At 72.6% G+C, this 26,189-nt stretch carries 22 protein-coding genes and 2 pseudogenes; 13 read left to right on the forward strand and 11 right to left on the reverse strand.

The genetic code is table 11. From position 1 onward, the window contains the following. Positions 1–48: 48 nt before the first annotated feature. Together ACN265_RS01855 and ACN265_RS01860 are read right to left on the reverse strand one after the other, a co-directional pair. The gene (locus ACN265_RS01855; protein ID WP_357926206.1) at positions 49–591 is read right to left on the reverse strand and encodes a phospholipase; all 543 of its coding nucleotides are present in this window, start codon (positions 589–591) and stop codon (positions 49–51) included. Between the two features lie 176 nt (positions 592–767). After that, the gene (locus tag ACN265_RS01860; RefSeq protein WP_421411317.1) at positions 768–2,267 is read right to left on the reverse strand and encodes a glycoside hydrolase family 10 protein; all 1,500 of its coding nucleotides are present in this window, start codon (positions 2,265–2,267) and stop codon (positions 768–770) included. A 749-nt stretch (positions 2,268–3,016) separates the two neighbouring features. On the opposite strand from ACN265_RS01860, the gene ACN265_RS01865 reads away from it, so the two are divergent. Continuing rightward, positions 3,017–4,519 carry an amino acid permease gene (locus ACN265_RS01865; RefSeq protein ID WP_372444575.1) on the forward strand — a complete coding sequence of 501 codons (1,503 nt, stop codon included), beginning with the start codon at positions 3,017–3,019 and terminating at the stop codon, positions 4,517–4,519. 164 nt (positions 4,520–4,683) lie between these two features. On the opposite strand, the gene ACN265_RS01870 is transcribed toward ACN265_RS01865, so the two are convergent. After that, the gene (locus tag ACN265_RS01870) at positions 4,684–6,195 is read right to left on the reverse strand and encodes an alpha-N-arabinofuranosidase (protein WP_421405824.1); all 1,512 of its coding nucleotides are present in this window, start codon (positions 6,193–6,195) and stop codon (positions 4,684–4,686) included. A 139-nt stretch (positions 6,196–6,334) separates the two neighbouring features. Here ACN265_RS01870 and ACN265_RS01875 point away from each other — a divergent pair, with 139 nt between their 5' ends. Then, entirely contained in the window at positions 6,335–7,333 is a 999-nt protein-coding gene (locus ACN265_RS01875) for a LacI family DNA-binding transcriptional regulator (RefSeq protein ID WP_204924787.1), read from the forward strand. A gap of 112 nt (positions 7,334–7,445) precedes the next feature. Here the strand turns inward: ACN265_RS01875 and ACN265_RS01880 are convergent, their stop codons facing one another. The 3 genes and pseudogenes from ACN265_RS01880 to ACN265_RS01890 all read right to left on the reverse strand — a co-directional run bounded on the left by ACN265_RS01880 (position 7,446) and on the right by ACN265_RS01890 (position 10,237). Beyond that, positions 7,446–8,171: a methyltransferase domain-containing protein gene (locus ACN265_RS01880; RefSeq protein WP_421405825.1), complete on the reverse strand. Its 726-nt coding sequence runs from the start codon at positions 8,169–8,171 to the stop codon at positions 7,446–7,448. A 144-nt stretch (positions 8,172–8,315) separates the two neighbouring features. Continuing rightward, a pseudogene (locus ACN265_RS01885) lies at positions 8,316–8,561 on the reverse strand (hypothetical protein); the annotation flags it as partial. A gap of 38 nt (positions 8,562–8,599) precedes the next feature. Next, positions 8,600–10,237: an ABC-F family ATP-binding cassette domain-containing protein gene (locus ACN265_RS01890; protein ID WP_421405826.1), complete on the reverse strand. Its 1,638-nt coding sequence runs from the start codon at positions 10,235–10,237 to the stop codon at positions 8,600–8,602. A 159-nt stretch (positions 10,238–10,396) separates the two neighbouring features. Between ACN265_RS01890 and ACN265_RS01895 the strand changes: the two genes are divergently transcribed. After that, complete coding sequence (locus ACN265_RS01895; protein WP_363650813.1) at positions 10,397–11,167, forward strand: ROK family protein; 771 nt, start codon at positions 10,397–10,399, stop codon at positions 11,165–11,167. A gap of 92 nt (positions 11,168–11,259) precedes the next feature. After that, on the forward strand, positions 11,260–11,628 hold the full coding sequence (locus ACN265_RS01900) for a tetratricopeptide repeat protein (RefSeq protein WP_088644718.1): 369 nt from the start codon (positions 11,260–11,262) through the stop codon (positions 11,626–11,628). A 33-nt stretch (positions 11,629–11,661) separates the two neighbouring features. Here the strand turns inward: ACN265_RS01900 and ACN265_RS01905 are convergent, their stop codons facing one another. Continuing rightward, positions 11,662–11,946, reverse strand: coding sequence for a hypothetical protein (locus tag ACN265_RS01905; RefSeq protein WP_421405828.1), 285 nt, complete (start codon positions 11,944–11,946; stop codon positions 11,662–11,664). A gap of 106 nt (positions 11,947–12,052) precedes the next feature. On the opposite strand from ACN265_RS01905, the gene ACN265_RS01910 reads away from it, so the two are divergent. Together ACN265_RS01910 and ACN265_RS01915 are read left to right on the forward strand one after the other, a co-directional pair. Further along, complete coding sequence (locus ACN265_RS01910) at positions 12,053–12,265, forward strand: helix-turn-helix transcriptional regulator (RefSeq protein ID WP_421405830.1); 213 nt, start codon at positions 12,053–12,055, stop codon at positions 12,263–12,265. A gap of 68 nt (positions 12,266–12,333) precedes the next feature. Then, positions 12,334–12,588 (forward strand): Smr/MutS family protein, encoded by a 255-nt coding sequence (locus ACN265_RS01915; protein ID WP_067315484.1) that lies wholly within the window; start codon positions 12,334–12,336, stop codon positions 12,586–12,588. Between the two features lie 19 nt (positions 12,589–12,607). On the opposite strand, the gene ACN265_RS01920 is transcribed toward ACN265_RS01915, so the two are convergent. The 4 genes and pseudogenes from ACN265_RS01920 to ACN265_RS01935 form a co-directional block, all read right to left on the reverse strand. Beyond that, a complete protein-coding gene (locus tag ACN265_RS01920) occupies positions 12,608–13,057 on the reverse strand; it encodes a GNAT family N-acetyltransferase (RefSeq protein WP_420116414.1) in 450 nt (149 codons plus the stop codon). A gap of 884 nt (positions 13,058–13,941) precedes the next feature. Then, positions 13,942–14,031, reverse strand: a pseudogene (locus ACN265_RS01925) (M23 family peptidase); the annotation flags it as partial. Between the two features lie 66 nt (positions 14,032–14,097). Next, positions 14,098–14,436 (reverse strand): PadR family transcriptional regulator, encoded by a 339-nt coding sequence (locus ACN265_RS01930; RefSeq protein ID WP_420116415.1) that lies wholly within the window; start codon positions 14,434–14,436, stop codon positions 14,098–14,100. Positions 14,437–14,590: 154 nt separating this feature from the next. Next, the gene (locus ACN265_RS01935) at positions 14,591–16,987 is read right to left on the reverse strand and encodes a M28 family peptidase (RefSeq protein ID WP_421405834.1); all 2,397 of its coding nucleotides are present in this window, start codon (positions 16,985–16,987) and stop codon (positions 14,591–14,593) included. A gap of 242 nt (positions 16,988–17,229) precedes the next feature. On the opposite strand from ACN265_RS01935, the gene ACN265_RS01940 reads away from it, so the two are divergent. The 7 genes from ACN265_RS01940 (at position 17,230) to ACN265_RS01970 (ending at position 26,099) form a co-directional block, all read left to right on the forward strand. Further along, entirely contained in the window at positions 17,230–18,474 is a 1,245-nt protein-coding gene (locus ACN265_RS01940; protein WP_421405836.1) for a PP2C family protein-serine/threonine phosphatase, read from the forward strand. After that, positions 18,471–20,276 carry a sensor histidine kinase gene (locus ACN265_RS01945; RefSeq protein ID WP_421405838.1) on the forward strand — a complete coding sequence of 602 codons (1,806 nt, stop codon included), beginning with the start codon at positions 18,471–18,473 and terminating at the stop codon, positions 20,274–20,276. The genes ACN265_RS01940 and ACN265_RS01945 overlap by 4 nt, the downstream gene beginning before the upstream one ends. Continuing rightward, positions 20,273–20,725 carry a response regulator gene (locus ACN265_RS01950; protein WP_088644726.1) on the forward strand — a complete coding sequence of 151 codons (453 nt, stop codon included), beginning with the start codon at positions 20,273–20,275 and terminating at the stop codon, positions 20,723–20,725. The genes ACN265_RS01945 and ACN265_RS01950 overlap by 4 nt, the downstream gene beginning before the upstream one ends. Further along, complete coding sequence (locus ACN265_RS01955) at positions 20,718–21,524, forward strand: inositol monophosphatase family protein (protein WP_421405841.1); 807 nt, start codon at positions 20,718–20,720, stop codon at positions 21,522–21,524. Before ACN265_RS01950 ends, ACN265_RS01955 begins: the two co-directional genes overlap by 8 nt. Before the next feature lie 268 nt (positions 21,525–21,792). Continuing rightward, the gene (locus tag ACN265_RS01960; protein ID WP_363650832.1) at positions 21,793–22,791 is read left to right on the forward strand and encodes a coiled-coil domain-containing protein; all 999 of its coding nucleotides are present in this window, start codon (positions 21,793–21,795) and stop codon (positions 22,789–22,791) included. Between the two features lie 36 nt (positions 22,792–22,827). Continuing rightward, complete coding sequence (locus tag ACN265_RS01965; RefSeq protein ID WP_421405843.1) at positions 22,828–24,381, forward strand: fused MFS/spermidine synthase; 1,554 nt, start codon at positions 22,828–22,830, stop codon at positions 24,379–24,381. Positions 24,382–24,452: 71 nt separating this feature from the next. Continuing rightward, the gene (locus tag ACN265_RS01970) at positions 24,453–26,099 is read left to right on the forward strand and encodes a serine/threonine-protein kinase (RefSeq protein ID WP_421405845.1); all 1,647 of its coding nucleotides are present in this window, start codon (positions 24,453–24,455) and stop codon (positions 26,097–26,099) included. Positions 26,100–26,189 lie beyond the last annotated feature (90 nt).

The following is a 26,189-nucleotide window of genomic DNA, read 5'->3' on the forward strand; positions in this document are numbered from 1 at the left end:
GTCGTGCCGTCCGGGGTCGCCCGGACGGCACGACGGGCCGGGCGTCGGTCAGCCGCGCCGGGCGGCGGCCCGCTCGGCGTCGGCCTTCATCCGGGCGGCCCGGTCGAGGTCGGCCTGCGAGACGGCGGCGACCGAACCGAAGATGCTGACCGCCTGGTAGTACGTCCAGGCGAGGCTGGTGCAGGCCGGTCGGACGACGGAGTTGTAGGTGGCGCAGACCCGCTTCAGGTCCTCGTAGAAGGCGCTGTCCAGGCGGGCCTTGTTGGCCGAGAAGATCCCCATCGCCTTGTGGTTGCGGTAGCCGAAGTCGTGCCGGTAACAGGAGAGGTTGAAGGTGAAGCCGAGCGGGTTGTCCGGGCTCGACGAGCAGTAGTCGGTGGACCAGTCGAAGCCGTAGTCGGCCCAGGCGGCCTGGTTGAGGCGGCCGGCGTTCCAGGCGTTGTAGCTGCTCGCGCTGGTCTGGGTCCAGCTGCTCAGCACGCTGAGCTTCTGCGAGGTGCTCACCGCGGCGGACGCGGGTGAGCCGACGCCGAGCACGCTGAGCAGGGCGAACGTGCCGGCGGCGAGGGCGGTGGCGAGACGACGGGACAAGTTTTCCTCCGCGGGATGGGCGGTACGGTGCGTCACCGGCTGGTCACCGGAGTTCGATCAGTCTCGATCAATATCCGGTCGGTGGGGCGTGGCGGAGGCGACGTATTGGTGACATGCGTCGAAACAGACGAATGCCCCGGGTGCGTGGGCACCCGGGGCGTCCGAGGTCGATCAGATCAGCGCACCACCCGGGCCGGCGAGGCGGCGCTCTCGTTCCACAACCGGTCCAGCGCGGTCACCTGGTAGGTGTACACCCGGCCGGGCTCGGCGGTGCCGTCCACCCAGGACTGCGACTGCCCCGGGGTGGCCCGGACCGTGCCGACCAGGTGCGCGGCGTCCGCCCGGCCGCACCCGTCGACCGGGCCGGACCCGTCGAAGCGGTAGACCGCGTACGAGGTGGCGTCGGCGAGCGGGCCCTTCCCGTCCGCCGGCTGCCGCCAGTGCAGCCGTACCCCGTCGGTGGTGCGCTCGGCGCGGGTGAACACCGGGCGCGGCAGCGGCTTCGCCGGTAGGTGCGTCATGGCCGGCACCAGCGCCGGGCGGGAGTAGTGCGCGGCGGCGTAGCGGCTCGTCGCGCCCAGCCGGTCGGCCCGTACCTGCACGGCCGAGAAGTGCACGTTGCCGAGCACCTCCGGGTACGCCCGGTTCAGCGTCAGATGGTCCGACAGTTCCTGCGGGTTCATCCAGTACGTGCCGTACGCCGGGTCACCGCTCTTGTAGTCCGCCTGGCCGATGTAGAGCTGCACCCGGGTACCGCGCACCGTCTGCGCCCACCAGGGCACCAGCCGGGCGTAGTCGGCGGCCGGATACTGGCCGATGTACCAGTAGAGCTGCGGCACGATGTAGTCGATCCACTCCTGCTTGACCCACCTGCGGGTGTCAGCCGAGATGATGTCGTACGACTGGCTGCCGGTGGTGTCCGAGCCGTCCGGGTCGGCGCTGGCGTTACGCCAGATGCCGAACGGGCTCACCCCGAACTTCACCCACGGCTTCACCGCCTTGATCCGGCCGCCCATCTCCTGGATCAGCAGGTCGATGTTGTCCCGCCGCCAGGCGGCCCGGTCGGTGAACCCCCGGTGGTACGCGGCGAACGTGGCGTCGTCGGGCACCGGGTAGCTGCCGCTCGGGTACGGGTAGAAGTAGTCGTCGAAGTGCACGCCGTCGAGGTCGTACCGGCGGACCGCGTCCAGCATCGCGGTCTGGACGAACTCGCGGACCTGCGGGACGCCCGGGTCGTAGTAGAGCCGGCTGCCGGCGACGCCGGCCGGCGGGTAGGCGAAGGTCCACTCCGGGTGCTGCCGGGCCGGGTGGCCCGGGGCGAGCTGCCCCGGGTCGGCGCCCGCACCCCCGGGTGCCGGCATGGAGATCCGGTACGGGTTGAACCAGGCGTGGAACTCCAGGTTCCGCAGGTGTGACTCGGCGACCAGGAAGGCCAGCGGATCCCAGCCCGGGTCCTGCCCCCGTACCCCGGTCAGGTACTCCGACCACGGCTCGTACGGCGACGGCCAGAACGCGTCGGCGGTCGGCCGGACCTGCACCACCACGGCGTTGTGGTGCAGCCGCTGCGCGAGGTCGAGCCAACCCCGGTACTCGGCCTGCTGGGCGGCGATCCGGTCGGGGGCGGTACGCGAGCCCGCGCTCGGCCAGTCGATGTTCACCACCGACGAGATCCACATGGCCCGGAACTGCCGCTTCGGCACCGCCGGATCGACCACGCACGCGTCACCCGCCGTGGCGCTGCCGGCGGCCACCCCGGTCGTCGCGGCACCGCCACCCCCGCCGGTGGCCGCGGCCGTTCCGGTCGCCCCGCCGGTGGCTGCCGCCGTTCCGGTTCCCCCGCCGGTGGCCGCGGCCGGCCCGCTCCCCGCGAGCCCGCCGACCACCACCAGCACCAACCCGACCACACCGATCCCGAGTCTGCTCACCACACTCTCCCTCCTCCGGTCCCGGCCCACCCGCCCGCCTCCTCCGCCGCTCGCCCTACCACCCCTCCGCCTCCGGCGCCCCACCCCTCCGACCGCTCGCCCTTCCGCCTCCCCCGCCTCCCCTACCCCGCCCCCGGCCGCTCCCTGACCCCACCTCGCGGCGGTGATCAAGAGCTTTGCGTCAGTCGATCAAGAGGTTTGCGTCAGCGGACGCGCCAGAATTGACGCGAACCTCTTGATCACCCGGGCGGGGCGGGTGGGGGCGGGGAGCGAGGGGAGGGTGGCGGGAAGTGGCGGGGTGGGTGGGGGGATGGGAGGAAATTTTCATACTTGGGGGTGTGGTGCAAGGGGTGGGTTGCAGGGGATGTGGGTGGGGGGGTGACCGAAAGTGGTTAGCGGGGGACAGGGTGTTGATGTGGGTGGGGTGATTGGGGTGGGGTTGGGGTGGGTAGCAACGCCCGGCACCGGCCGTCAGCAGGGCGGTCGCGGTGGTGGGAGGGGTGAGCGCAGTGTCCGTGCTGCGAACCAAACCGATCAAGGACGTGGTTGCCCAGGGCAACGCCGACGGCAGTGACGGCACCCCCGGTCTGAAACGACGACTCGGAGCCCGCGACCTCACCGGGTTCGGCATCGGCATCGTGATCGGCACCGGCATCTTCACCCTCACCGGCATCGAGGCGCGCGACAGCGCCGGGCCGGGTGTGGTGATCTCGTTCGCCATCGCCGGGGCGGTCGCCCTGCTTGCCGCCCTCTGCTACGCCGAACTGGCGTCCAGCGTGCCGACCGCCGGCAGCGCCTACACCTACGCGTACGCCACGATGGGCGAGATCGTCGCGTGGATCATCGGGTGGGATCTGCTGTTGGAGTTCGCGCTCGGTGCGGCGGTGGTGGCCCGGGGCTGGTCCGGTTACCTCGCCGAACTGTTCGGCCTGCCGAGCACCTGGTTCGCCGAAGAGGGCAGCGTGGTCAACGTCGGGGCGATCGGCATCGTGCTGCTGCTCGGCGTGGTCGCCATCGTCGGCATCCGCGAGTCGGCCCGGATCACCAACCTGCTGGTCCTGGTGAAGGTGGGCATCTGCGTCTTCGTCGTGGTCGCCGGGTTGTTCTTCGTCAAGGCGGCCAACCTCACCCCGTTCATCCCGCCGGCCGAGCCGGCCGGTGCCGGCGACGACGGGATCAAGCAGCCCGTCACCCAGGCGCTGTTCGGGCTGGAACCCTCCGTCTTCGGTTTCGTCGGGGTGCTCACCGCCGCCGCCGTGGTCTTCTTCGCGTACACCGGCTTCGAGGCGGTGGCGAACCTGGGTGAGGAGACCAGGCGGCCCAAGCGGGACCTGACCCTGGGGCTGTTCGGCACCCTGCTGATCTCCACCACGCTCTACATCGCAGTCTCGCTGGTCGTGGTCGGCATGGTGCCGTACACCGAGATCGACCGGGGTGCCCCGATCGCGGCGGCCTTCAACGCGGTCGGCGCGGGTTGGGCCGGGGTGCTCGTCTCCATCGCCGCCGTCGCCGGCCTGACCAGCGTGATCCTGGTCGACCTGGTGGCCATGGGCCGGATCGGCTTCGCCATCTCCCGGGACGGCCTGCTCCCACCCGCCGTGGCGAAGATCCACCCGCGCTGGGGGACGCCGTACCGGATCTCGGCGGTGATGACGGTCGCGGTGGCGCTGCTCGCCGGGTTCCTGCCGCTGTCGGCCCTGGCCGACCTGGTCAGCATCGGCGCGCTCTGCGCCTTCATGATCGTCTCGATCGCGGTGCCGATCCTGCGCCGCAAGCGCCCCGACCTGGAACGGCCGTTCCGGGTCCCGTTCTCCCCGGTGCTGCCGATCTTCACCGCGCTGGCCTGCCTCTACCTGACGCTCAACCTGTCGGTCGAGACCTGGATCAGGTTCCTGGTCTGGATGGCGCTCGGCGGCGTCGTCTACTTCTGCTACGGCTACCGGCGTAACCGCCTCGCCGTCCAGGAGGCCGAGGAACGCGCCAAGGAACCCGCCTCCGCCTGACCGCCCGGCGGGTGCCGGCCGGGACCACCGGCCGGCACCCGGCCCCGCCCTGTGCCCGGCCCGTCCTGCGACCGGGCCCGGCGTCCGGCCCGATCCGGCGGGCAGGGGCGGCGCACGGCGGGGGCCGGCCCGCCGGGCCTGCCCGCCGTCGGGGCACGGTCGGGTCAGGGGCGCGGTGCGAAGCGCAGCAGATTCCAGGAGATCCCCGGCAGGCGTACGACGCAGCGGTCGCCGTCGACGGTGCCGGTGGGCAGCTCCCGGGGGGTCACCCGGTCGGGCTCGGCCTCGGTGTTCACCGCGTCCGGGTCGTCCCCGGCGACGAGGGCGAGGTGCTGCACCGGGTGCAGCCCCGACAGGCCCCGCAGGTCGAGATCCAGGGGGAGGTCGTCGGTGCCCCGGTTGACCGCGAACACGGTCAGCGCGCCGGACTCCTCGTCGTGCAGTGCGACGGTGTCCAACACCGGCACGTCGCCGTACCGCTTCGTGGCGTAGTGCGGTGAGACCGGCTCGGTGCGCAGCACGGTGCCCGTGGCGTACCGGGCGGTCAGGGCGAACGGGTGGAAGATGCTCTGCCGCCAGGCCGGCCCGCCGGTGCGGGTGCGGATCGGGGCGATCACGTTGACCAGCTGCGCCTGGCAGGCCACGCCGACCCGGTCGGCGTGCCGGAGCAGGGTGATCAGCAGGTCGCCGACGACCACCGCGTCGACAGCCGTGTACTCGTCTTCGAGCAGCTCCGGCGCCTCGACCCAGCCGCGCCGGTCCAGGTCGGCCTGGACTCGGGACTGGTACCAGACGTTCCACTCGTCGAAGGAGATCTTCAGCTTGCGGGTCTGCCGCAGCCGGGCGGCCACATGGTCGGCGGTGGCGACGACCTCGCTGATGAACTGGTCCATGTCGACGGCTGAGGCGAGCAGGCTGGCCCGGTCGCCGTCGGTCGGGTCGTAGTAGGTGTGCGCCGAGACGTAGTCGACCTGCTCGTAGGTGTGTTCCAGCACGGTCGCCTCCCAGGAGGCGAAGGTGGGCATGCCCCGGCCGGAACTGCCGCAGGCGACCAGGCTGATCGAGGGGTCGATCAGCTTCATCGCCCGCGCGGTCTCGGCGGCGAGCCGGCCGTACTCCTCGGCGGTCTTGTGGCCGACCTGCCAGGGGCCGTCCAGTTCGTTGCCGAGGCACCACAGCCGCACCCCGTACGGCTCCTGCGCGCCGTGTGCGCGGCGCAGGTCGGACAGCCGGGTGCCGCCCGGGTGGTTGGCGTATTCCAGCAGGTCGCACGCCTCCTGCACGCCCCGGGTGCCGAGGTTGACCGCCATCATCGGCTCGACCTGTGCGGCGGTGGCCCAGGTCATGAACTCGTCGAGGCCGAACGCGTTGGTCTCGATGGTCTTCCAGGCCAGGTCCAGCCGGCGGGGGCGGTCGTCGACCGGGCCGACGCCGTCCTCCCAGCGGTAGCCGGAGACGAAGTTGCCGCCGGGGTAGCGGACCACGGAGACGCCCAGTTCCCGGGTCAGCTCCAGCACGTCGCGGCGCAGGCCGGACGGGTCGGCTCCGGGGTGCCCCGGTTCGTGGATGCCGCCGTACACGCAGCGGCCCAGGTGTTCCACGAAGGAACCGAAGAGCCGGCGGTCCACCGGGCCGATCGTGAAGGCCGGGTCGATCGTCAACCGCGCTGCACGCACGGGCCCACCTCTTCCCTGAGCTGCTCGGAGCGACTGCGGTCGATGCACCGCCCCGCGTTTGTATACCGTTGTCGCCAACGTTGTAAAGGATCTGTCGCGGGCCACCGTCGGCCGGCGGACGTGGGAGGGGAGCGGGGACGTGCGCCACCGCCTCAAGGACGTCGCCGAGCGGGCCGGGGTGTCGGTCAAGACCGTGTCGAACGTGGTCAACGGCTACCAGCACGTCCGTCCGGAGACCCGGGCCCGGGTCGAGGCGGCCATCGCCGAACTCCGCTACCGACCCAATCTGTCGGCCCGCAACCTGCGCAAGGGGCGTACCGGCGTGATCGCCCTCGCCGTTCCGGAGCTGGACGTGCCGTACTTCGCCGAGCTGGCGCGGCACGTGGTGGCCGCCGCCGCCGACCACGGCTGGACCGTGCTCATCGACCAGACCGGCGGTGGCCGGGAACGGGAGAAGGTGGCCGCCGCCGGCGTGGGCGACCACATGATCGACGGGCTGATCTTCAGTCCGCTGTCGCTGTCCGCCGACGACCTCGTCGGCCTGGAACTGCCGATGGTGCTGCTCGGCGAGCGGACGGACCACGGCCGGGCCGACCACGTGATGATCGACAACGTGGCCGCCGCCCGGGAGATGACCGCCCACCTGATCGGTCTCGGCCGCCGCCGGGTCGCCGCCGTCGGCGCGCAGCACACCCCCGAGGGTGCCGGCGCCCGCCTCCGGCTGGCCGGCTACACCGCCGCCCTGGCCGACGCCGGCATCGGGTACGACGAGCGCCTCGTCGCCGACACGCCGGCCTGGCACCGCGCCGACGGGGCCGCCGCCATGCGTCACCTGCTCGCCTCGGGTGCCCGCCCGGACGCGGTCTTCTGCTTCAGCGACACCCTCGCCCTCGGCGCGCTGCGCGCCCTGCACGAGGCCGGTCTGCGGGTTCCCGCCGACGTCGCCGTCGCCGGCTTCGACGACATCGAGGACGGCCGGTTCAGCGTGCCCACCCTGACCACGGTCAGCCCGGACAAGGAACGGATCGCCCGGCTCGCCGTCGACCTGCTCGCCGGACGGCTGGCCGGTGAGCGGGACGCGCCTGCCCGGGAGGTCACCGCACCGCACCGGCTGGCCTTCCGGGAAAGCACCGCCTGACGCCTTCGTCCGCCCGCGCTACCGGCCCCCGGCGGCTGCCGTTCAGCCGCAGCCGCAGCCGCAGCCGCAGCCGCAGCCGCAGCCGCAGCCGCAGGCACCGGCGACCGGTCGGTCAGTCGAAGAAGCGGGCCAGATGGGCGGGGGACACCGGTGGCGCGTCGGCGGGCAGCGGGGTCAGGTCGGCGAAGATGGACGCGCCGTCGCAGCCGGCGTGCAGTGGATACCAGCGCGGGGTCCCCGGCGGGCGCTGGCCGCACACCCCCTTGATCGTCTGTACGTCAAGCAGCCGGACGTGGGTCGGGTCGGCCACCGCGTTGACATGCCCCCACCAGGGGCTCATCACGTGCAGCACGCCACCCGGGCGGAGCACCCGGTGGCACTCGTCCACCAGCGGCAGGAAGTCGATCAGGTGCTCCAGGATGTGCACCGTGAAGATCACGTCGACGGAGTCGTCGGCCAGCGGCAGCGACCCGGACAGGTCCGCCACCGCGTCCACCCCCGGGGCGGGGAAGATGTCCAACCCGAGGTTCGCCGGATACTGCTTCTGGCCGCCGCAGCCCAGGTCCACCACCACCGGGTCCCGACCGTCGACCCGCACCCGCCCCCACACGCCGTACACCCCGGCGAGCCGGCCGACCAGCTCGCGGACCAGCCGCAACTGCTCCGGTTCGGCCACCTCCCCGCTCAGGTGGGCGACCCCCCGGTCGAACCGCACCTCGACGGCGAGCCCGCGTAACCGCTCGTCGTGGCGGGCCTGCTCGGCCCAGGCCGCTTCGAGGAACCCGTCGAGCGCCCGCAGCCGTTCGGCCGAGGGCGGTGCCTGCGCCAACGCGACCATGGCCACCTCCCGCCGGCCGTTACCCGCTTCCCGGCCCGGCACACCACCCGATCTGTTTCGCCAGCGCCGGCCGGGTCAGCCGCCGGCACGTCGGGTGGGCCGGCCGACGGCCCGGATGCGCTGCCGGGGCGCACCTGCCGCCTTCGGGCGCTTGAGGTGATAGCGGTGCAGCTCGTTGTGGCCCTCCAGGGACGGGTCCTCGCTCATGCCGACGAGTTCCCAGCCCTGGTCACCGGCCCGGTTCAGATGCGCCAGCGCGGTGTCGCCGTAGGCGGTGACGTCGGTCATCGAGCCGTCCGGGCCGTACCAGACGAAGACGACCTCCCAGCTGAGGTCGGAGGCGGTCGGCTGGCGACGGCGGACCAGCAGCGCGTACTCCCATCTGAGCATGACCCCATTGTCACCCGGCGGCCGACGGGTGACGCCGATCAGTCCTCGGCGATCCGTCCGTCGGCGACCCGCAGCCGCCTGTCGACGCTGACCGCCTCCAGCATCCGCCGGTCGTGGGTGACCAGCAGCAGCGTCCCCGGGTAGCCGGCCAGCGCCGACTCCAACTGCTCGATGGCCGCCAGGTCGAGGTGGTTGGTCGGCTCGTCGAGCACCAGCAGGTTGACGCCCCGGCCCTGCAGCAGCGCCAGCGCCGCCCGGGTCCGCTCGCCCGGCGACAGCGTCGCCGCCGGCCGCAGCACGTGCGCGGCGCGCAGGCCGAACTTGGCCAGCAGTGTCCGCGCATCCGCCGGTGCCATTTCCGGTACGGCGGCCCCGAACGCCTCCAGCAGCGGCTCGTCGCCGAGGAACAGCCCCCGGGCCTGGTCGACCTCGCCGACCACCACCCCCGGGCCGAGCGCGGCGTGCCCGGCGTCGAGCGGCAGCCGACCCAGCAACGCCCCCAGCAGGGTGGTCTTGCCGGAGCCGTTCGCCCCGGTGATCGCCACCCGGTCGGCCCAGTCGATCTGGAGGTTCACCGGCCCCAGGGTGAAGGTGCCCCGGCGGACCACCGCGTCGCGCAGCGAGGCCACCACCGCACCGGCCCGGGGCGCGGCGGCGATCTCCATCCGCAGCTCCCACTCCTTGCGGGGCTCCTCGACCACGTCGAGGCGTTCGATCAGCCGCTCGGTCTGCTTCGCCTTGGCCGCCTGCTTCTCCGTCGCCTCGGCCCGGAACTTCCGGCCGATCTTGTCGTTGTCGGTGGCCTTGCGGCGGGCGTTCTTCACGCCCTTCTCCATCCAGGCCCGCTGGGTGCGGGCACGGGCCTCCAACGCGGCCCGGGTGTCGGCGTACTCCTCGAAGTCGGCGCGGGCGTGCCGGCGGGCCACCTCCCGCTCCTCCAGATACGCGCCGTAGCCGCCGCCGTAGTGCCGGACCTGCTGCTGTGCCAGGTCGAGTTCGAGCACCCGGGTCACCGTCCGGGTCAGGAACTCCCGGTCGTGGCTGACCAGCACCGTGCCGGCGCGCAGCCCGGTGACGAACCGTTCCAGCCGGTCCAGGCCGGCCAGGTCCAGGTCGTTGGTGGGCTCGTCGAGCAGGAAGACGTCGTAGCGGCTGAGCAGCAGGGAGGCCAGCCCGGCGCGGGCCGCCTGGCCGCCGGACAGGCCGGTCATCGGGTGGTCCAGGTCGACGGTGAGCCCCAACTCGGCGGCGACCTGCTCGGCGCGTTCCTCCAGGTCCGCCCCGCCGAGGTCGAGCCACCGCTCCAACGCCCCGGCGTACGCGTCGTCCGCCCCGGTCGTGCCTGCGGTGAGCGCCTCGGCGGCGGCGTCCAGGGCGGCCTGCGCCCCGGTGACCCCGGTCCGTCGGGCCAGGAAGTCGCGGACCGTCTCGCCTGCCCGCCGTTCCGTCTCCTGCGGCAGGTAGCCCACCGAGGCCCCCGGCGGGCTCAACGTGAGGCTGCCCTCCTCCACCGGCTGCACGCCGGCCAGCGTGCGTAGCAGCGTCGACTTGCCGGCCCCGTTGACCCCGACCAGCCCCACCACGTCGCCGGGGGCGACGACCAGGTCGAGGTCACTGAAGAGCATCCGCTCCCCGTGCCCGGCGGCGAGTCCCTTGGCGATCATCGTGGCGCTCATGAGGCCCCGAGCCTAGCGCCCGCCGATCCGGGGCGGGGACACCGAGCGGCCCGCCCTGCCGCCGCCCCGGCCACCGGCCCGTGGTCGGGCTGCCGGCTCTCGTCGGTGGAAGGTGGGGGAGGGCGGGAGAAACGGGGGCGGGTGGGGCAAGGTGGGTGGGTGGGATTGACGTTGGCGATCGACTGCGGCGGCGGCGGCATCAAGGGCTCGGTGCTGGACGGGGACGGCACCCTGCGGGCGTCGGTGATCCGGGTGGACACCCCGTACCCGTTGCCGCCGGAGCTGTTCGTCAAGACGCTGCTGGAGCTGGCCGGCCGGCTGCCCCCGGCGGACCGGGTCACGGTGGGGATGCCGGGCATGATCCGGCACGGGGTCGTGGTGGCCACGCCGCACTACGTGACCCGGTCCGGGCCGCGCAGCCGCGTCGACCCCGACCTGCTCGCCGAATGGTCCGGGTACGACGCGCGGCGGGCGGTCACGGAGGCGTTCGGGATGCCGGCGCTGGTGCTCAACGACGCCGAGGTGCACGGTGCCGGGGTGGTCGCCGGCACCGGCTGCGAACTGGTGCTGACCCTCGGCACCGGGTTGGGCAGCGCGCTGTTCGACGGTGGGCGGCTCGCCCCGCACCTGGAGCTGTCGCACGCCCCGGTCCGTTGGGGCACCACCTACGACACGTACGTCGGAGAGCCGGAGCGGCGGCGGCTCGGCGACGCCTTCTGGTCCCGGCGCATCCGGCAGGTGGTGGACGGGCTGCGCCCGGTGTTCCGCTGGGACCGGCTCTATCTCGGCGGCGGCAACTCGCGGCTCATCCGCCCCGAGCAGGTGGCCCGGATGGGCGACGACGTGGTGATCGTGCCCAACACGGCCGGAATCGTCGGCGGTGTCCGGGCCTGGCAGTTGACGGGCGAACGGGACGAGCCGGCCTCCTGAGCCACAAGTCGACCCCCAGGAACACTCGCGGTACGCCCGGTGTTGTGCCAGCGTCGGAGCAATGGCGACGTGACGCGAGGGGGTGGGTCGGGATGGATCTTCTGGCGGAGTACCGACGGGCGACCATGTACTTCGAGATGGGTGACCCGAGCGGAGCGGTCCGGCTGCTGGAGCCGATCGTGGCGGCCGAGCCCGGCAACTCCTCCGTACGTCAGCTGCTGGCCCGGGCGTACTTCCAGACCGCCCAGCTCGGCCGCGCCGAGGAGCAGTTGCGGGAGCTGGTCGACCGGGACCCCAGCGACCACTACGCCCACCACGTGCTGGGCCGGACGCTGGAGCGGTTGAACCGCTACCCGGACGCGCTGCGCCACCTGCGCATCGCGGCGGCCATGCACTCGACCAACGACGACTACGTGACCGCGCTGCGCCGGGTGGAGAGCCGGGTCGGCAACGGTCGCTGAATCGGAGACCGCGCCGGGCCGGGGGAGGGGTCTCTACCCTTCCCCCGGCCCGGTTCCGCGTCTGGTCCAGGCCAGGAAACGGTCGAACAGCTCCGCCGGGGTGGGTACGGCGTTCGGGTTGAGGGTGACCAGGTCGCCGGTGGCGTCGAACAACATCCCGGCCATGTGGACGGACAGCCCCACCCGGTCCCGCCGGTATTCGAGGATCAGCAGCAGCCGGGCGGGCTGACACGGCCAGGGCGCGGCGCACACCCGGCACAACCAGAGCGGGCGCATCGGTACGTGCGGCCGTACGGCCCCGCCTGGGCGGGCATGCACCTGGGAAACGTTCAGCGGTTTCACCGTCTCAGGGTGGCCGCTACGCTATCCCCTAGTCAAGGCCCTAGTAGGGTATCGCCCAACTAGGGCCTACCCTAGTGGGGACGTGTCTAGCCTCGCGTTCATGGGCCGGCATCTCATGGGCGCGTACGAGATCCGGATGAGGCTGGGTGTGAGCAGGCAACGCGTCGAGCAGTTGATGAAGCGCCCCGACTGGCCGAAGCCCTACGAGTCGCTCGCCACTGGTCGGATCTGGCGTACCGAGGACATCGAGGCCTGGATCCGTGAGCACCGGCCGAACCTGCCTGACGAAGCCTGAACTTCGCCTCGGCGCGTGCCGGCCTACGATGGGCCTGCCATGGCGGCTGCGCAGGTGGGGGAGGCGGGATGAAGCTCAAGCTGGACCTGCACGACATCTTCAACAAGGGTCACGACATCGACCGCGCCCTGCGCGGGATCATGGACGAGGCGGTGGCGAAGAAGGCCACCCTGGTCGAGATCATCCCGGGTAAGGGGTCCGGCCAGCTCAAGAAGAAGGTGCTGCGCTTCCTCGATCAGAAGGACGTCAAGCAGCTCTACCACCGGGTCGAGAAGGACTCCAAGAACTTCGGCCGCCTCTTCGTCCACTTCCGCTGGAAGTGACGCGGGCGTCAAGCCGCTGTCAGAGGTCCAGGACGGCGACCGTCTCCCCTTCGCTCTGCTCGCCCGTCGGCCGGAAGCCCAGCTTCAGATAGAAGCCCTCCGCCCCGCCCTCGCGGGGCACCCAGGTGACGTACGCCCGGTTGCCGCCCCGGGCGCGGATCTCCGCGCACACCGCCTCGACGGCGAACCGTCCGTAACCCTTCCCCTGGGCGTCGGCCGCGATGTTGAGTTTCCAGAGGCCGGACCGGACGTCATCGGGGTTGTCGCCCCACGCGTAGTCGAGGAAGGCCATCAGGAAGCCGACCAGCCGGTCGCCGTCGAAGATCAGCCTCGGCCAGGCGATGTCCGGGAAGACGTACGCCTCGGCCAGTGACTTGACCACCGGCCCGACCAGATCCTCCTGATCGGGGCGCACCGACAGCTTGAGCGCCGCCTCGTAGTTCTCCGGGGTGACCTTCTCCAGCCGCATCCTGCGGACCCTAGTCCGCCCCGCCGGCTCCGGCGACCGGTTATCTGTGGTCATGGATAGTTGATCGCCTTCGGCCACGTCGTCAGAACGGATAGGTGCGGGCGACCAACCGCATCGCCGACCTGTGCGACTCCCTCACTCCGCGGTGGGATCCACAGACATGCTGCGACTGGAGGGATGGCCAATGGCTCGATCAGCGGGTCGAGTAGCCTTTCCTGTTTCTGCTTTTGAGACCCGTTAGGATCAGGAAGTGAGGCGGGGTGGGGTGCGGGAGGGTGGAATCGGGGTTTCCAGAGTGGCTCGAACTACGCGCCCCTCATGATGTGAGCTGCGGCGAACTGGGCACCAACAAAAAGCACTCCTGTGGGCAGTAGGATGAGCAGTACCTTGTATGCGGCTGTGCGCCGGGCGACCGTTTCGCCGAACACTGCAGTCAAACTTATGAGGGCTACGATGCTGGTGTAAGTGAGAAGAACGGTCGTCGGAACCCAGTGAGGCATGGCAGTATCTCCGTCCTGAACAGCTCTCGGGTTGCCCGTCTGGTCGGGTGGAGCCGGAAGCCCCGCGAGTCGTTTTGTGAGGCATTGAGGTCGCCAGCGGTGCCCTGCGGGTCATAGATTGGTTCGGCGACGTCCAATCCAACGCAGCGTCAACGCTTGCTTTGGAACGCTGCGTAGGATGTCCAGCACGTAGGCGGTGCGATGCCACCATGGGGCGTTCTCGGCACGTAGGTCGTGTAACTCGCCTCGCCACTCCTCCAGCCATCGTGCTCGGGTCGAGGGGGGTAGTAGAAAGCTCAGCAAGCCCAAGATTGAGGCTCCCAGCGGAGTTGCTGACGAGGTTCCCGTCGGACCTGAGCGCGGAGCTTCCGCTACCCTCCTGCCCACCGTTGCAATTGCCATGGAAAGAGGTTTCCGCGGGAGTCGCCGTCTGCCGCGATACCTATCGGGCTCGGTATAAAGCCGCTGGCGCATTACCTCACCCCCCAACTAATGCGGCGGATCCCCATCATGCGACAAGGCCTCGTCAAGGCAGGCACCTCAGTAGCCCGGGTGAGGGCGAAGCCGCCCAGCGGTGGAGGTGCCTCTGGTGCGGGCGGAGGTTTCGGCTAGAGCGAGGCGTGCGGTTTCGGCACCGCCCGGGGCGAACTGGTAATACCGTCGCCGAGGCCGCCCTTGATCCTCGTGCTCAGCAGGATCTTCCCAATAGGATTCCACCCAGCCGGCTTGCTCAAGGCGGGCGAGAATTGGATGGAGGGTGCCCGACTTTAGGCCGGTCTCGCGAGCAATGTCACGGCCCCAGCGCGGATCGGCGGGTGTGGTAAGTAGGGCGCGAATCACCGCCACGGTCTGCGGTGTGAGGCGTGGCGTTTCGGACATGGCTCGACTCTACCTAGGTAGGTAGCCGATGTCTACCTAGGTAGGTCGCTTTGGTTCGCCAGCCCAGCCATGTGCGCGAGTATGGCCAGGGTGATCGAGGCCTTTTACCTGCTTAGGGCAGGTGAGTAGGCATGGCCGATGTCGGGAGCAAGCGTCAGAGTGGATAGGTGCGGGCGACCGCCAGCATCTCCGAGGTGTGCGACCCGACAACCCCCACCCCCGCCGGCCGCTGCCGGAACCCCGGCAGCCCCGCCAACCCGTCGCTGGCGTCCATCGCCCGCACCGCCACCTGCCCCGCCCGGGGCACCACGGTCAGGGTGATCTCGACCCCGTCGGCGGGCGGGGCGTGGAACACGATCCCGAAGCCCCACCGGTCGGCCTTCGCCTCCTCGGCGCCCGGCTGCCGCCCGACCGGCACCTCACGCCCCGCCACCTCGGCCCGGGTCACCTCGGCGGTGGTGGCGTCCACGTGCAGGGTGGCCAGCCGGACGGTGCGCTGGGGGAGCAGCCGCAGCCGCAGGGTGCGCAGCCCACCGGCGGTGGTGTCCGCCAGCACCTGCACCGTGGGAGCGGTCAGGTTCGCCGCCGGTGCCGGGCCGCCGCGCAGGTCGGGATCGCCCAGGCCGGGGAAGCCGTCGACGGCGGCGGGACCGTCGACGTACCCGGCGGTCCACGACTGCGGGTCGGCCTCCCGGGTGAGCCACTGCGCCTCGTTGGTGTCGGCGTCCAGGGCGTACATCAGGTGGGTGGGCACGGGGTGGTCGGCGTCGAAACGGTCGACCGCCAGGCCGACCCCGGCGAACAGGGTGGCGGCGAGCGCGGCGGCGACGGCCGGCAGCGCGCCGAGCCGGCGGGCGCGGGCGGCGACCATGCCCCGCTGGCCGCCGGCCGCCGGGTGCAGCAGGTCGAGCACCGGCAGCGCGGCCAGCCCCAGCAGCACCGCGAACAGGGCCGCCACCCCGCCCATCGCCATCCCCAGCGCGGGGAAGAGCAGCACCACCGTGGGTAGCAGGATCACCACGGCGACCGCGCCGGCCAGGGTCACCGCGACCACCGGCCACGGGCCGTCGATCCGGGTACGCAGCGCCACCAGGCCGGCGAGCGCGCCGGCCAGCGCCGGCAGGGTGGCCAGGTACGCCCCACCGGGCACCAGCGCGGCCAGCACCACCCCGAGCAGGGCCAGCCAGCCCAGCCCACCGACGGCCAGCGCCGCCGGGCCGACCCGGCGGCGGGTCAGCGCGTACCAGGTGAGCAGGATCGCGGCGGCGAGCGCCACCACCGCCAACCGGTACCAGACCGGACGGTACGGGTCGAGCAGCTCGGCGTAGCCGGGGCGTAGCGCGGTGATCCCCGCCCACAGCAGTTGGGCGGCGACCGGGGCGGCCACGATCGGCACCAGCGCCAGCCCGAACCCGGCGAACAGGCGACCGGTGCCGGCCCGGCCGGTGTGCCGGACCTGCCAGCCCAGCACCAGCACCCCGAGCACCGCCAGGGCGGCCAGTGGCCAGGTCAGCCAGCCGGGGTAGCGGACCAGCCCGCCCGGCACCGGGAAGTAGGTGGCGTCGTGGCCGGACTTCAGCGCCGTCAGGTCGGCGCGGCCGAACTCCCGGGCCAGCCCGAGCGCGTTGTCGCCGTGCATCTGGAGGCTGCCCCGGTCCATCGCCGCCGGGGTGTCCAGCGGGGTGTGGTAGATCGCGCCCCCGTCGATGTACGCCGCGTTCAACCCGACGAAGTCGTTGTCGAGGAACGCGGTGAAGTCGGTGTCGTTGGGCAGCGCCCGGTAGATCTCCACCGCGAACGAGGTGCCCACCGGGTGCGGGGCGCCCCGGCCGAAGGCGGCCACCAGCTCGGCGTTGTTCCGGGACGTCTCGAACATGATCACCGGGCCGGTGGAGCCCCGCGCCTCCAGGTTGAGCACCACCCCGCCGTCGGCGGCCAGCGGGTGACTCGCCGCGAACGCCGCCGCCCCGCACAGGCAGGCCTCCTCGGCGTCGGTCAGCACGAACACGACGTCGTTGCGGGGCCGGGGACCGGCGGCCAGCGCGCGGGCCACCTCCAGCACGGTGGAGGTGCCGGCCGCGTCGTCGTTGCCACCCGGGCCGGTCTGCACCGAGTCGTAGTGCGCCACCAGGAAGACCCTGCCGGTGGAGGCGGTCCCGGGCAGTCGGGCCACCACGTTGCGGACCCGGGCGAAGGTGGCCCCACCGGCCGCCCCGCTGAGCTGACCGGCCTCCGGGGCGACGGTGTCCTGCACCTCGGTCTGCAGGCCCAGCCCGCTCAGCACCCCGACCAGGTGCTCACGGACCTGGTCGTTGGCGGCGCTGCCGGCCGGGTGCGGGCGTTGCGCCACCGTCTGCACCGTCCGGTACGCCCGCCCGGCGCTGAACTCGTCGGCCGGGGCGTCGACCGGCCGGGGCGTCGGGGTGGCCAGGGTGACCAGCATCGCGGCACTCACCGCGACCAGCGCCAGCAGGGCGGCCAGGGCGGCAGGCGGACGACGCCGGGGCCGGGCCAGCGCCCGGTCGGCGGCGGAGGCGGGGGGTGCGCCCACGGGAACTCCTCGGGGGTGGTGCGGAGGTGGTGCACCATCCTGCCCCCGCCGGGGCGCAGCCGGGGCGTACCGGAACCGAACCGTGACGCTGGCCGCTGCCCGGACGCTCACCTGGTGACGGCCTTGCCCGGGAACGCCCGGACCGGGCGGACCGTGTTGTGTGCGACCGTTGTCTAATACAGGATCAGCAGGGCACTCGGAAGGAGCCCGACATCACCAGCGAACTCCCGCGTCTCGCGGCGGTGACCCGGTCGCACCGGGGGCCTGGCTCGGCCGGGCCCTCCGTCGCGCCGTACCCGCACGGCGGGCTGGGGCCGCACCCCAACCTGCCGCCGGGTGAACGGCTGCGGGTGCTGCTGGTCGAGGACGACGAGGGCGACGCCTTCCTGGTCGGCGAGCTGCTCGCCGAGACCAACTCGATGATCGACCTGCTGGTCGCCACCAGCCTCAGCGAGGCCCGGCAGCGCATCGCCGGGGTCGACTGCGTGCTGCTCGACCTCGGCCTGCCCGACGCGCAGGGCCTGGACGGGCTGCGCCGGGTGCTGGAGATGTCCAGCGGCGCGGCGGTCTGCGTGCTGACCGGCCGCTCCGACGAACACCTCGGCATCGTCGCGGTCGCCGAGGGCGCCCAGGACTACCTGGTCAAGGGGCAGGTCGACGGGGTGCTGCTGACCCGCGCCCTGCGCTACGCGGTGGAACGCAAGCGGGCCGACGAGAACGCCCGCCGGCTGCGCGAGGTCGAGCTGCGCCAGGCCGAGTCGGCCCGACTGGAACGGGGCCTGCTGCCCCAGCCGCTGATGACCACCGACGAGGTGGCGGTGCACACCTTCTACCGGCCGGGCCGGCACGCGGCGCTGATCGGCGGGGACTTCTTCGACGTGGTGCAGACCCAGCCGGACCGGGTCGACCTGATCGTCGGCGACGTCTGCGGGCACGGCGTGGACGAGGCCGCCCTCGGCGTCGAACTGCGGGTGGCCTGGCGGGCGTTGATCCTGGCCAGGGTGCCCGACGACGAGGTGCTGCCCGCCCTGGAGCAGGTGCTGATGAGCGAGCGCCGGCTTCAGGAGATCTTCGCCACCGTCGCCACCGCCCGGCTCGACCTGGCCGCCAACCGGGCCACCGTCCGGCTGGCCGGCCACCCGCCGCCGCTGCTGCTGTCCGGCGGCAAGGTCGGGCCGGTACCGGCCCGGGGGGGCCTGCTGCTCGGCGTACGACCCCGCCGTCCCGTCGCGTTCGACCTGGAGTTCGACACCGATGACTGGTCCCTGCTGATGTACACCGACGGCCTGATCGAGGGGCGGGTGGGTGACGGCGACGACCGGTTGGACGTCGACGGGCTGACCGGCCTGCTCCAGGAGCGCGCCAACCACGCCGTGCCGCTGTCCGAGCTGCCCGCCTGGCTGGTCGGTCGGGCGGAGCAGATCAACGGCGGGCCGCTCGCCGACGACGTCGCCATGCTGCTGGTCACCCGGGGCGGTGGCCGGTGAACACGTACCGCCGGGGGTGGACCCTGCGTCGTCGGGTGCTGGCGTTGCTGGCCGTGGTCGGCGTGCTGCTGGTCGGGCTGGCCGTGGCCGAGGCGGTGGTGGCGGCGAAGAACCGCGCCTACACCGACGCGCTGCTCACCCGCACCGGCCCGCTGCGCGTGCAGGGGCAGGAGATGCTCAACGCGCTGCTCGACCAGGAGACCGGCATCCGGGGGTACGCGGTCAGCGGCAACCGCGCCGACCTGGCCCCGTACGAGCAGGGGGTGCAGCAGGAGCGCGACGTGGCCGCCACGATCGCCGACCTGAGCCGCGACTACCCGGAGGTCGCCGCCGCGCTGCGCACCGCGCAGCAGCAGGCGGCGGACTGGCGGCGGACGGTGGCCGAGCCGGTGATCGCCACCACCGGGAGCAGCGGCACCGCCGCCGGTCAGGCGTTGATCACCGCCCAGGCCCGGCAGCAGTTCGACGAGATCCGGGCGTCGGTGGGTGACCTCCAGACGGCGATCCTGACCGAGCGGGAGAAGGGCGCCCGGGACATCGAGCGCACCGGCAACATGCTGGTGATGCTGCTGATCGTCGCGGCGGTGGTGGTCGTCCTCGCGGGCACGCTGATGCTGCTCTCCCTGGAGCGGATGGTGATCCGGCCGCTGACCGGCCTGGCGCAGCAGGTGCGGGAGGTCGCCGCGGGCGACTACCAGCACCACATCGCCGGGTCGGGGCCGCCGGAGTTCCGTCGGCTCGCCGACGACGTCGACGTGATGCGGCAGAAGATCGCCAAGGACCTGGCCGAGGTGCGGGCCGCCCGGGAGAACATCGAGTGGGTCAACAGCCAGTTGCAGAAGCAGGCCGAGGAGCTGACCCGTTCCAACCGTGACCTGGAGCAGTTCGCCTACGTCGCCTCGCACGACCTGCAGGAGCCGCTGCGCAAGGTGGCCAGCTTCTGCCAGCTGCTGCAACGCCGGTACGCGGGGCAGCTCGACGAGCGGGCCGACCAGTACATCGCGTTCGCGGTCGACGGCGCGCAGCGGATGCAGCGCCTGATCAACGACCTGCTGGCGTTCTCCCGGATCGGCCGGCTCACCACCGGCTTCGTCGACGTCGACCTGAACAAGGTGATGGGCGACGTGGCCAGCCAGACCGAGCCGGGCCGGCAGTACGCCGACGCCGAGCTGACCTGGGGCGAGCTGCCGGTGATCCGGGGTGAGGAGCCGCTGCTCACCAACCTGCTGGTCAACCTGGTCAGCAATTCGGTGAAGTTCCGCCGCCCGGACGTCGCGCCGAAGGTGCGGGTCTCGGCCCGGCTGGTCGGTGACGAGTGGGAGATCACCTGCCAGGACAACGGCATCGGCATCGAGGCCGAGTTCGCCGACAAGATCTTCGTGATCTTCCAGCGGCTGCACGCCAAGGACGCCTACCCTGGCACCGGCATCGGCCTGGCCATCGTCAAGAAGATCGTCGAGTACCACGGCGGTCGGGTCTGGGTCGACACCGACCAGGCCGAGGGGACGGCGATCCGGTTCACCCTGCCGGCCCGGCCGGAGGACGTCGAGGCCGCGAAGGCGGCGGCCGAGGCGGACGCGGCGGCGACCGACGGGGACACCGACGCGCCGGCCGACGGGGAGAACCCGCCGACGGCCGACGACGCCGCGCCCGGCCCGGTCGGGGAGACGGCCGACGAGGCCGGCCCGGTGGCCCGACCGACGCCGGTCGGCCGGCAACCGGACGGCACGCAGGACGAGGACCCACCCGGCGGGCCGCCGGGGCACGGCACGACGGGTGGCACGAAGGAGAGGGTCGGATGACCGCGCCGGCGGACGGCAAGAGCCCGATCGAGGTCCTGCTGGTCGAGGACGACCCGGGTGACGTGTTGATGACCCAGGAGGCGTTCGAGGAGCACAAGCTCCGCAACCGGTTGACCGTCGTCTCCGACGGCGCCGAGGCGCTGGCCTACCTGCGGCGCGAGGGCCGGTACGCGGACGCGGTGACCCCCGACCTGATCCTGCTCGACCTGAACCTGCCCCGCCGGGACGGCCGGGAGGTGCTGGAGGAGATCAAGAACGACGAGGAGCTGCGCCGCATCCCGGTGGTGGTGTTGACCACCTCCCAGGCCGACGAGGACATCCTGCGCAGCTACCAGCTGCACGCCAACGCCTACGTGACGAAGCCGGTGGACTTCGAGCGTTTCATCTCGGTGGTCCGCCAGATCGACGAGTTCTTCGTCAGCGTTGTCAAGCTGCCGCCGCGTGGCTGACCACCTGCTCGACGACGTCGACGCGCTGCTGCGGGAGACCGCGGCGAGCGTGGTGTTGCCGCTGTTCCGCAAGCTGGACGACGCCGACGTCACCGAGAAGGCGCCGGGCGACCTGGTCACCGTCGCCGACCAGCGGGCCGAGGAGCGGATCTCGGCGGAGCTGCGCCGGTTGCTGCCGGGTTCCCTGGTGGTCGGCGAGGAGGCGGTCGCCGCGGACGGGTCGCTGCTGCGTCACCTGCGCGGCGGCGGCGACGTGTGGGTGGTGGACCCGGTCGACGGGACGGGGAACTTCGCCGCCGGGCGGCGACCGTTCGCGCTGATGGTGGCCCTGCTCTCCGGTGGCGAGCCGGCCGCGTCCTGGGTGTTCGACCCGCTGGCCGGGACGATGGCCGTGGCCCGCGCCGGGGCCGGCACCCGCCTGGACGGCCGGCTGGTCCGCGAGACCCCCGTCCTGCCGCCGGATCGGCTGCGCGGCACTGCGATGGTCCAGTACCTGCCCCGGGCCACCCGGGACCGGGTGGCGGCCGGCCGCAGCCGGATCGGGGAGCTGCTGCCCGGCCAGCACTGCGCCGGGCGGGAGTACCTCGACCTGCTCACCGGTAACCAGCAGTTCGTCCTGTTCTGGCGGACCCTGCCCTGGGACCATGCCCCCGGCGCGCTGCTGGTGCGCGAGGCGGGCGGGGTGGCCCGCCGCTTCGACGGCACCGAGTACCACCCGGCCGACGACGGTTCGGGCCTGCTGGCCGCCTCCGACGAGCAGACCTGGCACGAGGTCCACGCCGCGCTGCTCGGCGACTGAACCGCCGGCCGGCTCCGGCGGGCCGTCCAGCCACCCGGCCGGCCGCCCGGCGCGCCGTCTCGGAGATCGACGGCGGTGGACCCTCGGCTACCGGTCCGACACTCCCGGTCGAGGGTCGTCGTCCGGGGCCGTCACGGGCCTGGTGACCGGGCGTGATTGCGGTAATGTGACCGGCGGTCTCCGCCCCCAGGCCGCCAACCGGGGCCGGCGGGACCGCCGCCGCACCGGCCCCCGGCCGGGCGTCGGCGGCAGAGGGAAGGACACCTGCGTGCCCAGGACCAACCTGACCCGGCCGTTGACCGTGCTGCTCGCCGCGGTGGCGCTGCTGCTCGGCGTCGGCGCGGTGCCCGCCGCGGCGGAGCCCGGCGAGGGTGGCACCAAGCAGCTCAAGGACGCGCTGACGGCGGCGGCGAAGGGGCACATCGAGGCCAAGGCCAAGCTGGACACCTCCAAGCGGCGGCAGGCCGCGCTGACCGCCGAGCTGAAGGTGATCGAGGGGCGGCTGGGTGAGCTGACCACCCAGGTGGGCGAGGTGGCCGCGCAGTCGTACCGGGTGGGCCGGTTGACGCCGACGTCGATGCTGCTCAACACGGCCAGCCCGGAGGCGTTCCTCAAGCGGGCGGCCGACCTGGACATGATGGCCCAGCGGGACGGCAAGCAGCTCCGCGCCCTGGCCGAGGCCCGGCAGACCGCCGCCGAGGCCACCCTCGCCATCAACGCCGAGGTCCGCGAGCAGCAGAAGCAGCTCGCCACGCTGGCGAAGAAGAAGCGGGACGCGGAACGCGCCCTGGCCACCGTCAGCTCGGGCAGCAGCGCCGGTTTCAGCGGCGGATCGAGTTCGGCGAAGCCGGCCCCGCGCAACTCCGACGGGTCGTGGCCCAGCGAGTCGTGTTCGGTGAACGACCCGACCACCTCCGGCTGCATCACCCCGCGCACCCTGCACGCCATGCAGCAGGCCAAGGCGGCCGGCTACAAGCGGTACGTCTCCTGCCACCGCAGCGGCGGGGGCGGCGAACACCCCAAGGGGCGGGCCTGCGACTTCTCGGCCGCCACCAGCGGCTTCAAGGACGAGACGGCCACCGGCGGGGACAAGGCGTACGGCGACAGCCTGGCCAACTACTTCAAGAACAACGCCAACCGGCTCGGCGTTCTCTACGTGATCTGGTACCGGCAGATCTGGATGCCGAACACCGGCTGGCGGGCGTACAGCGGGTCGGGCAGCCCGGCCGCCGACCACACAAACCATGTTCATCTTTCGATGTACTGACCGTCGGGCCCAGGAACGGGACGTAGCATCGCGACGGTGAGCAGCTCATCGTCCGACGTCGTGACAGTTCCGACGCCTCCCGCGCCGACGCCCTCCCGGGCCCTGCCCAACGGGCTCGCCGCGTTCCTGGTCTTCTTCGCAAGTGGCGCGGTGCTGGTGCTGGAGACGGTCTCGTTGCGGCTCGTCGGCCCGTACGTCGGGGTGACCCTCCAGGTGACCAGCTCGGTGATCGGCATCGCGTTGGCCGCCATCGCGTACGGGGCGTGGACGGGCGGCTGGCTGGCCGACCGGCGGGACCCGCGCGGGCTGCTCGCCCCGGCGTTGATCCTGGCCGGCATCGCCGCCGCGGTCACCCTGCCGGTGGTCAGGTACGCCGGTGAGCTGCTGCGCGGCGGCGCGGTCAGCGGCATCCTGCTGCTCACCGCGTTGGCCGTGTTCGTGCCGGCGGCGCTGCTGTCGGCGGTCACCCCGCTGGTGGTGAAGCTGCAACTGTCCGACCTGCGGCGTACCGGGCAGGTCGTCGGCCGGCTGTCCGGCATCGGCACCCTCGGCGGCATCACCGCCACCCTGGTCACCGGGTTCGTGCTGGTGGCGGCGCTGCCCAGCACGGTCATCCTGATCGGGCTGGCGGTGGCGCTCGGCGTGGCCGGGCTGGCGCTCGGGGTCTACCTGCGTCGGCAGGAGGCCGCCGCGCTGCCCGGACCGACCCGGGCGAAGGCCGCCCTGGCGGTGCTCGGACTGGTCGCGGCGGGGCTGAGCGCGGTCGCGCCGAATCCGTGCGACGTGGAGACCGCCTACCACTGCGCCCGGGTGGAACGTGATCCGGACCGGGCCGGCGGGCGCACCCTCTACCTCAACTCGGCACAGCACTCGTACGTCGACCTGAACGACCCGACGCACCTGGAGTACGAGTACACGCAGTGGATCGGCGCGGTGGCCGACGTGCTCGCCCCGAAGGGGCAGCGGCTGGACGCGCTGCACCTGGGCGGGGGCGGGTTCACCATGCCCCGCTACCTGAGCGCCACCCGGCCGGGCACCGACAACGTGGTCTTCGAGATCGACGGTGAGCTGGTCGACCTGGACCGGCGGGAGTTGGGCGTCCGGACCGGGCCGGGGCTGCGGGCGGAGGTGGGCGACGCCCGGATGCTGGTCGGCGGCGAGCCGGCCGACAGCCGGGACCTGGTGGTCGGGGACGCGTTCGGGCACCTGGTGGTGCCGTGGCACCTGGCGACCCGGGAGATGGCGGCGGAGGTCGACCGGGTGCTCCGCCCCGGCGGCATCTACGTGCAGAACGTCATCGACTACCCGCCGGGCCGGTTCATCCGCTCGGAGCTGGCGACCGTGGCCGCCGAGTTCGAGCACCTGGCGCTGGTCGCGCCGCCGGAGGCGATCGCCGGGCGGCAGGGCAGCAACTTCCTCATCGTCGCCTCGAACGCCCCGCTGCCGCTGGAGGCGCTGCGGACCCGGCTGGGCACGGTGGCGAAGATCCCGGACATGCTCGCCGGCAGCGAGGTGACCCGGTTCGTCGACGGCGCGCTGGTGTTGACCGACGACTACGCCCCGGTGGACCAACTGCTCGCGACCGCCTGATCGGGTGACTTTCCTGACCGATTACGACCACAGAGGTGTAGGCCGGGCCGTCCCGGGCAACTCGGTCGACCATGGGTGCAGGAGTCTGGAACGCCGCCCAGCTCCTCGGTGAGCGGTACCGGCTGATCGAGCAGCTCGGCGCGGGCGGCATGTCCGTGGTGTGGCGCGGCTACGACCAGGTGCTCGGCCGTCAGGTCGCGGTCAAGGTGCTCGCCTCGCGGCTGGCCAGCGACCGGGCCTTCCGGCACCGGATCAGGATCGAGGCGCAGGCCGCCGCCCGGCTCTGCCACCCCAACATCACCAACGTGTACGACTACGGCGAGTCCGAGCAGGTCGGGCTGACCGTGCCGTACGTGGTGATGGAGCTGGTGGACGGTGGCCCGCTCACCGCGCGGCTCGGCCGCGACGGGCAGCTTCCCTGGCGGGAGGCGGTGACGATCGGCGCGGAGGTGACCTCGGCGCTGGCCACCGCGCACGCCCGGGGGGTGGTGCACCGCGACGTGACCCCGGGCAACGTGATGCTGACGGCGACCGGGGTGAAGGTCGTCGACTTCGGCATCTCGGCACTGGTCGGGGAGAGCGAGAAGGGGCCGGACGGCGCACTGCTCGGCACCCCCGCCTACCTCGCCCCGGAACGCCTCGACAACGGCCAGGTCTCCCCGGCCACCGACGTGTACGCGGTCGGGCTGCTGCTCTACCGGATGCTCACCGGGCGGTTGCCCTGGCAGGCCAGCACCACCACGCAGATGCTGCGGGCGCACATGTACCACGACCCGGAGCCGATGCCCCCGGTCCGCGGGCTCCCCGACGAGGTGGTCGAGCTGGTCGGCCGCTGCCTGGCCAAGCGCCCCGAGGACCGGCCGTCGACGGCCGAGGTGGCCCGTACCCTCGCCTCGGCGGCCGGGATGGTCGCGGCGGTGCCCGTCCCACCGGCACCCGGGCGGGGTGACCCGGCACTGCTCGCCAACGCCGGTACCACGATCCTGCCCTGGTCGGCCGACACCGACGCGTTGCCCTTCTCGGGCCGTACCCGCACCCGCCGGGCCGCTGCCCGCCGCCGGCGGATCGAGGCCGGGGTGGCCGCCGCGAGCCTCGTCGCCGTCACCGCGGCCATCTGGGGGGTGACCTCGCGCAGCCCCGCCAGCGGTGGCGTCGACCCGCCCACCGAGGCCCGGATGGGGTTGCCCGAGACCGTCGGGTGTGAGGTCGAGTACGCGCTGCGCAGCGACTCCGGCAAGGACTTCGCCGCCCAGCTCACGCTGACCAACACCGGTCCCCGGGAGCTGCGGGACTGGACGATGAGCTTCGCGTTCCCCGGCCAGCAGACCGTCACCACGACCACCCCCGGGATACGCCAGGAGGGTCGCATGGTGCGGGTCACCCCGGCGGCCGGGCGGGCCGCGCTGGCCCCGGGCGGGTCGGAGAAGGTCGCGCTGACCGGCCGGTACACCGGGGGCAACCCGCTGCCGCTGGAGTTCACCGTCGGCGATTCGAGCTGCGGGGTACGGGTCTCCGGGGTGGCCGGTAGCGCACCCGTGGTGAAGCCACCGGCGGCGAAGAAGCCGGCGGCCAAGAAACCGGCGAAGACGTCAGGCAAGGGCGGTTCCGGCGCGGCCGGGCCGGCGAAACCCAAGCCGAAGGCCGAGAAGCCGGCCAAGGGACCGGGCCCGGCGGCGGGTAAGGGAGCGGGTGCGGCCAAGGGAAAAGCGGGAAAGTGACGGGGAAGGGAGGCAAGGGCGCAGGTGGCGGTGGCCCGGGTGGCGGTCCCGGCAAGGGGCCCCGGGGCTGAGGCCGAGGGCTGCGACCCG

It is taken from the genome of Micromonospora sp. WMMD730 (assembly GCF_049178955.1).
GTDB classification, from domain to species: domain Bacteria; phylum Actinomycetota; class Actinomycetes; order Mycobacteriales; family Micromonosporaceae; genus Micromonospora; species Micromonospora wenchangensis.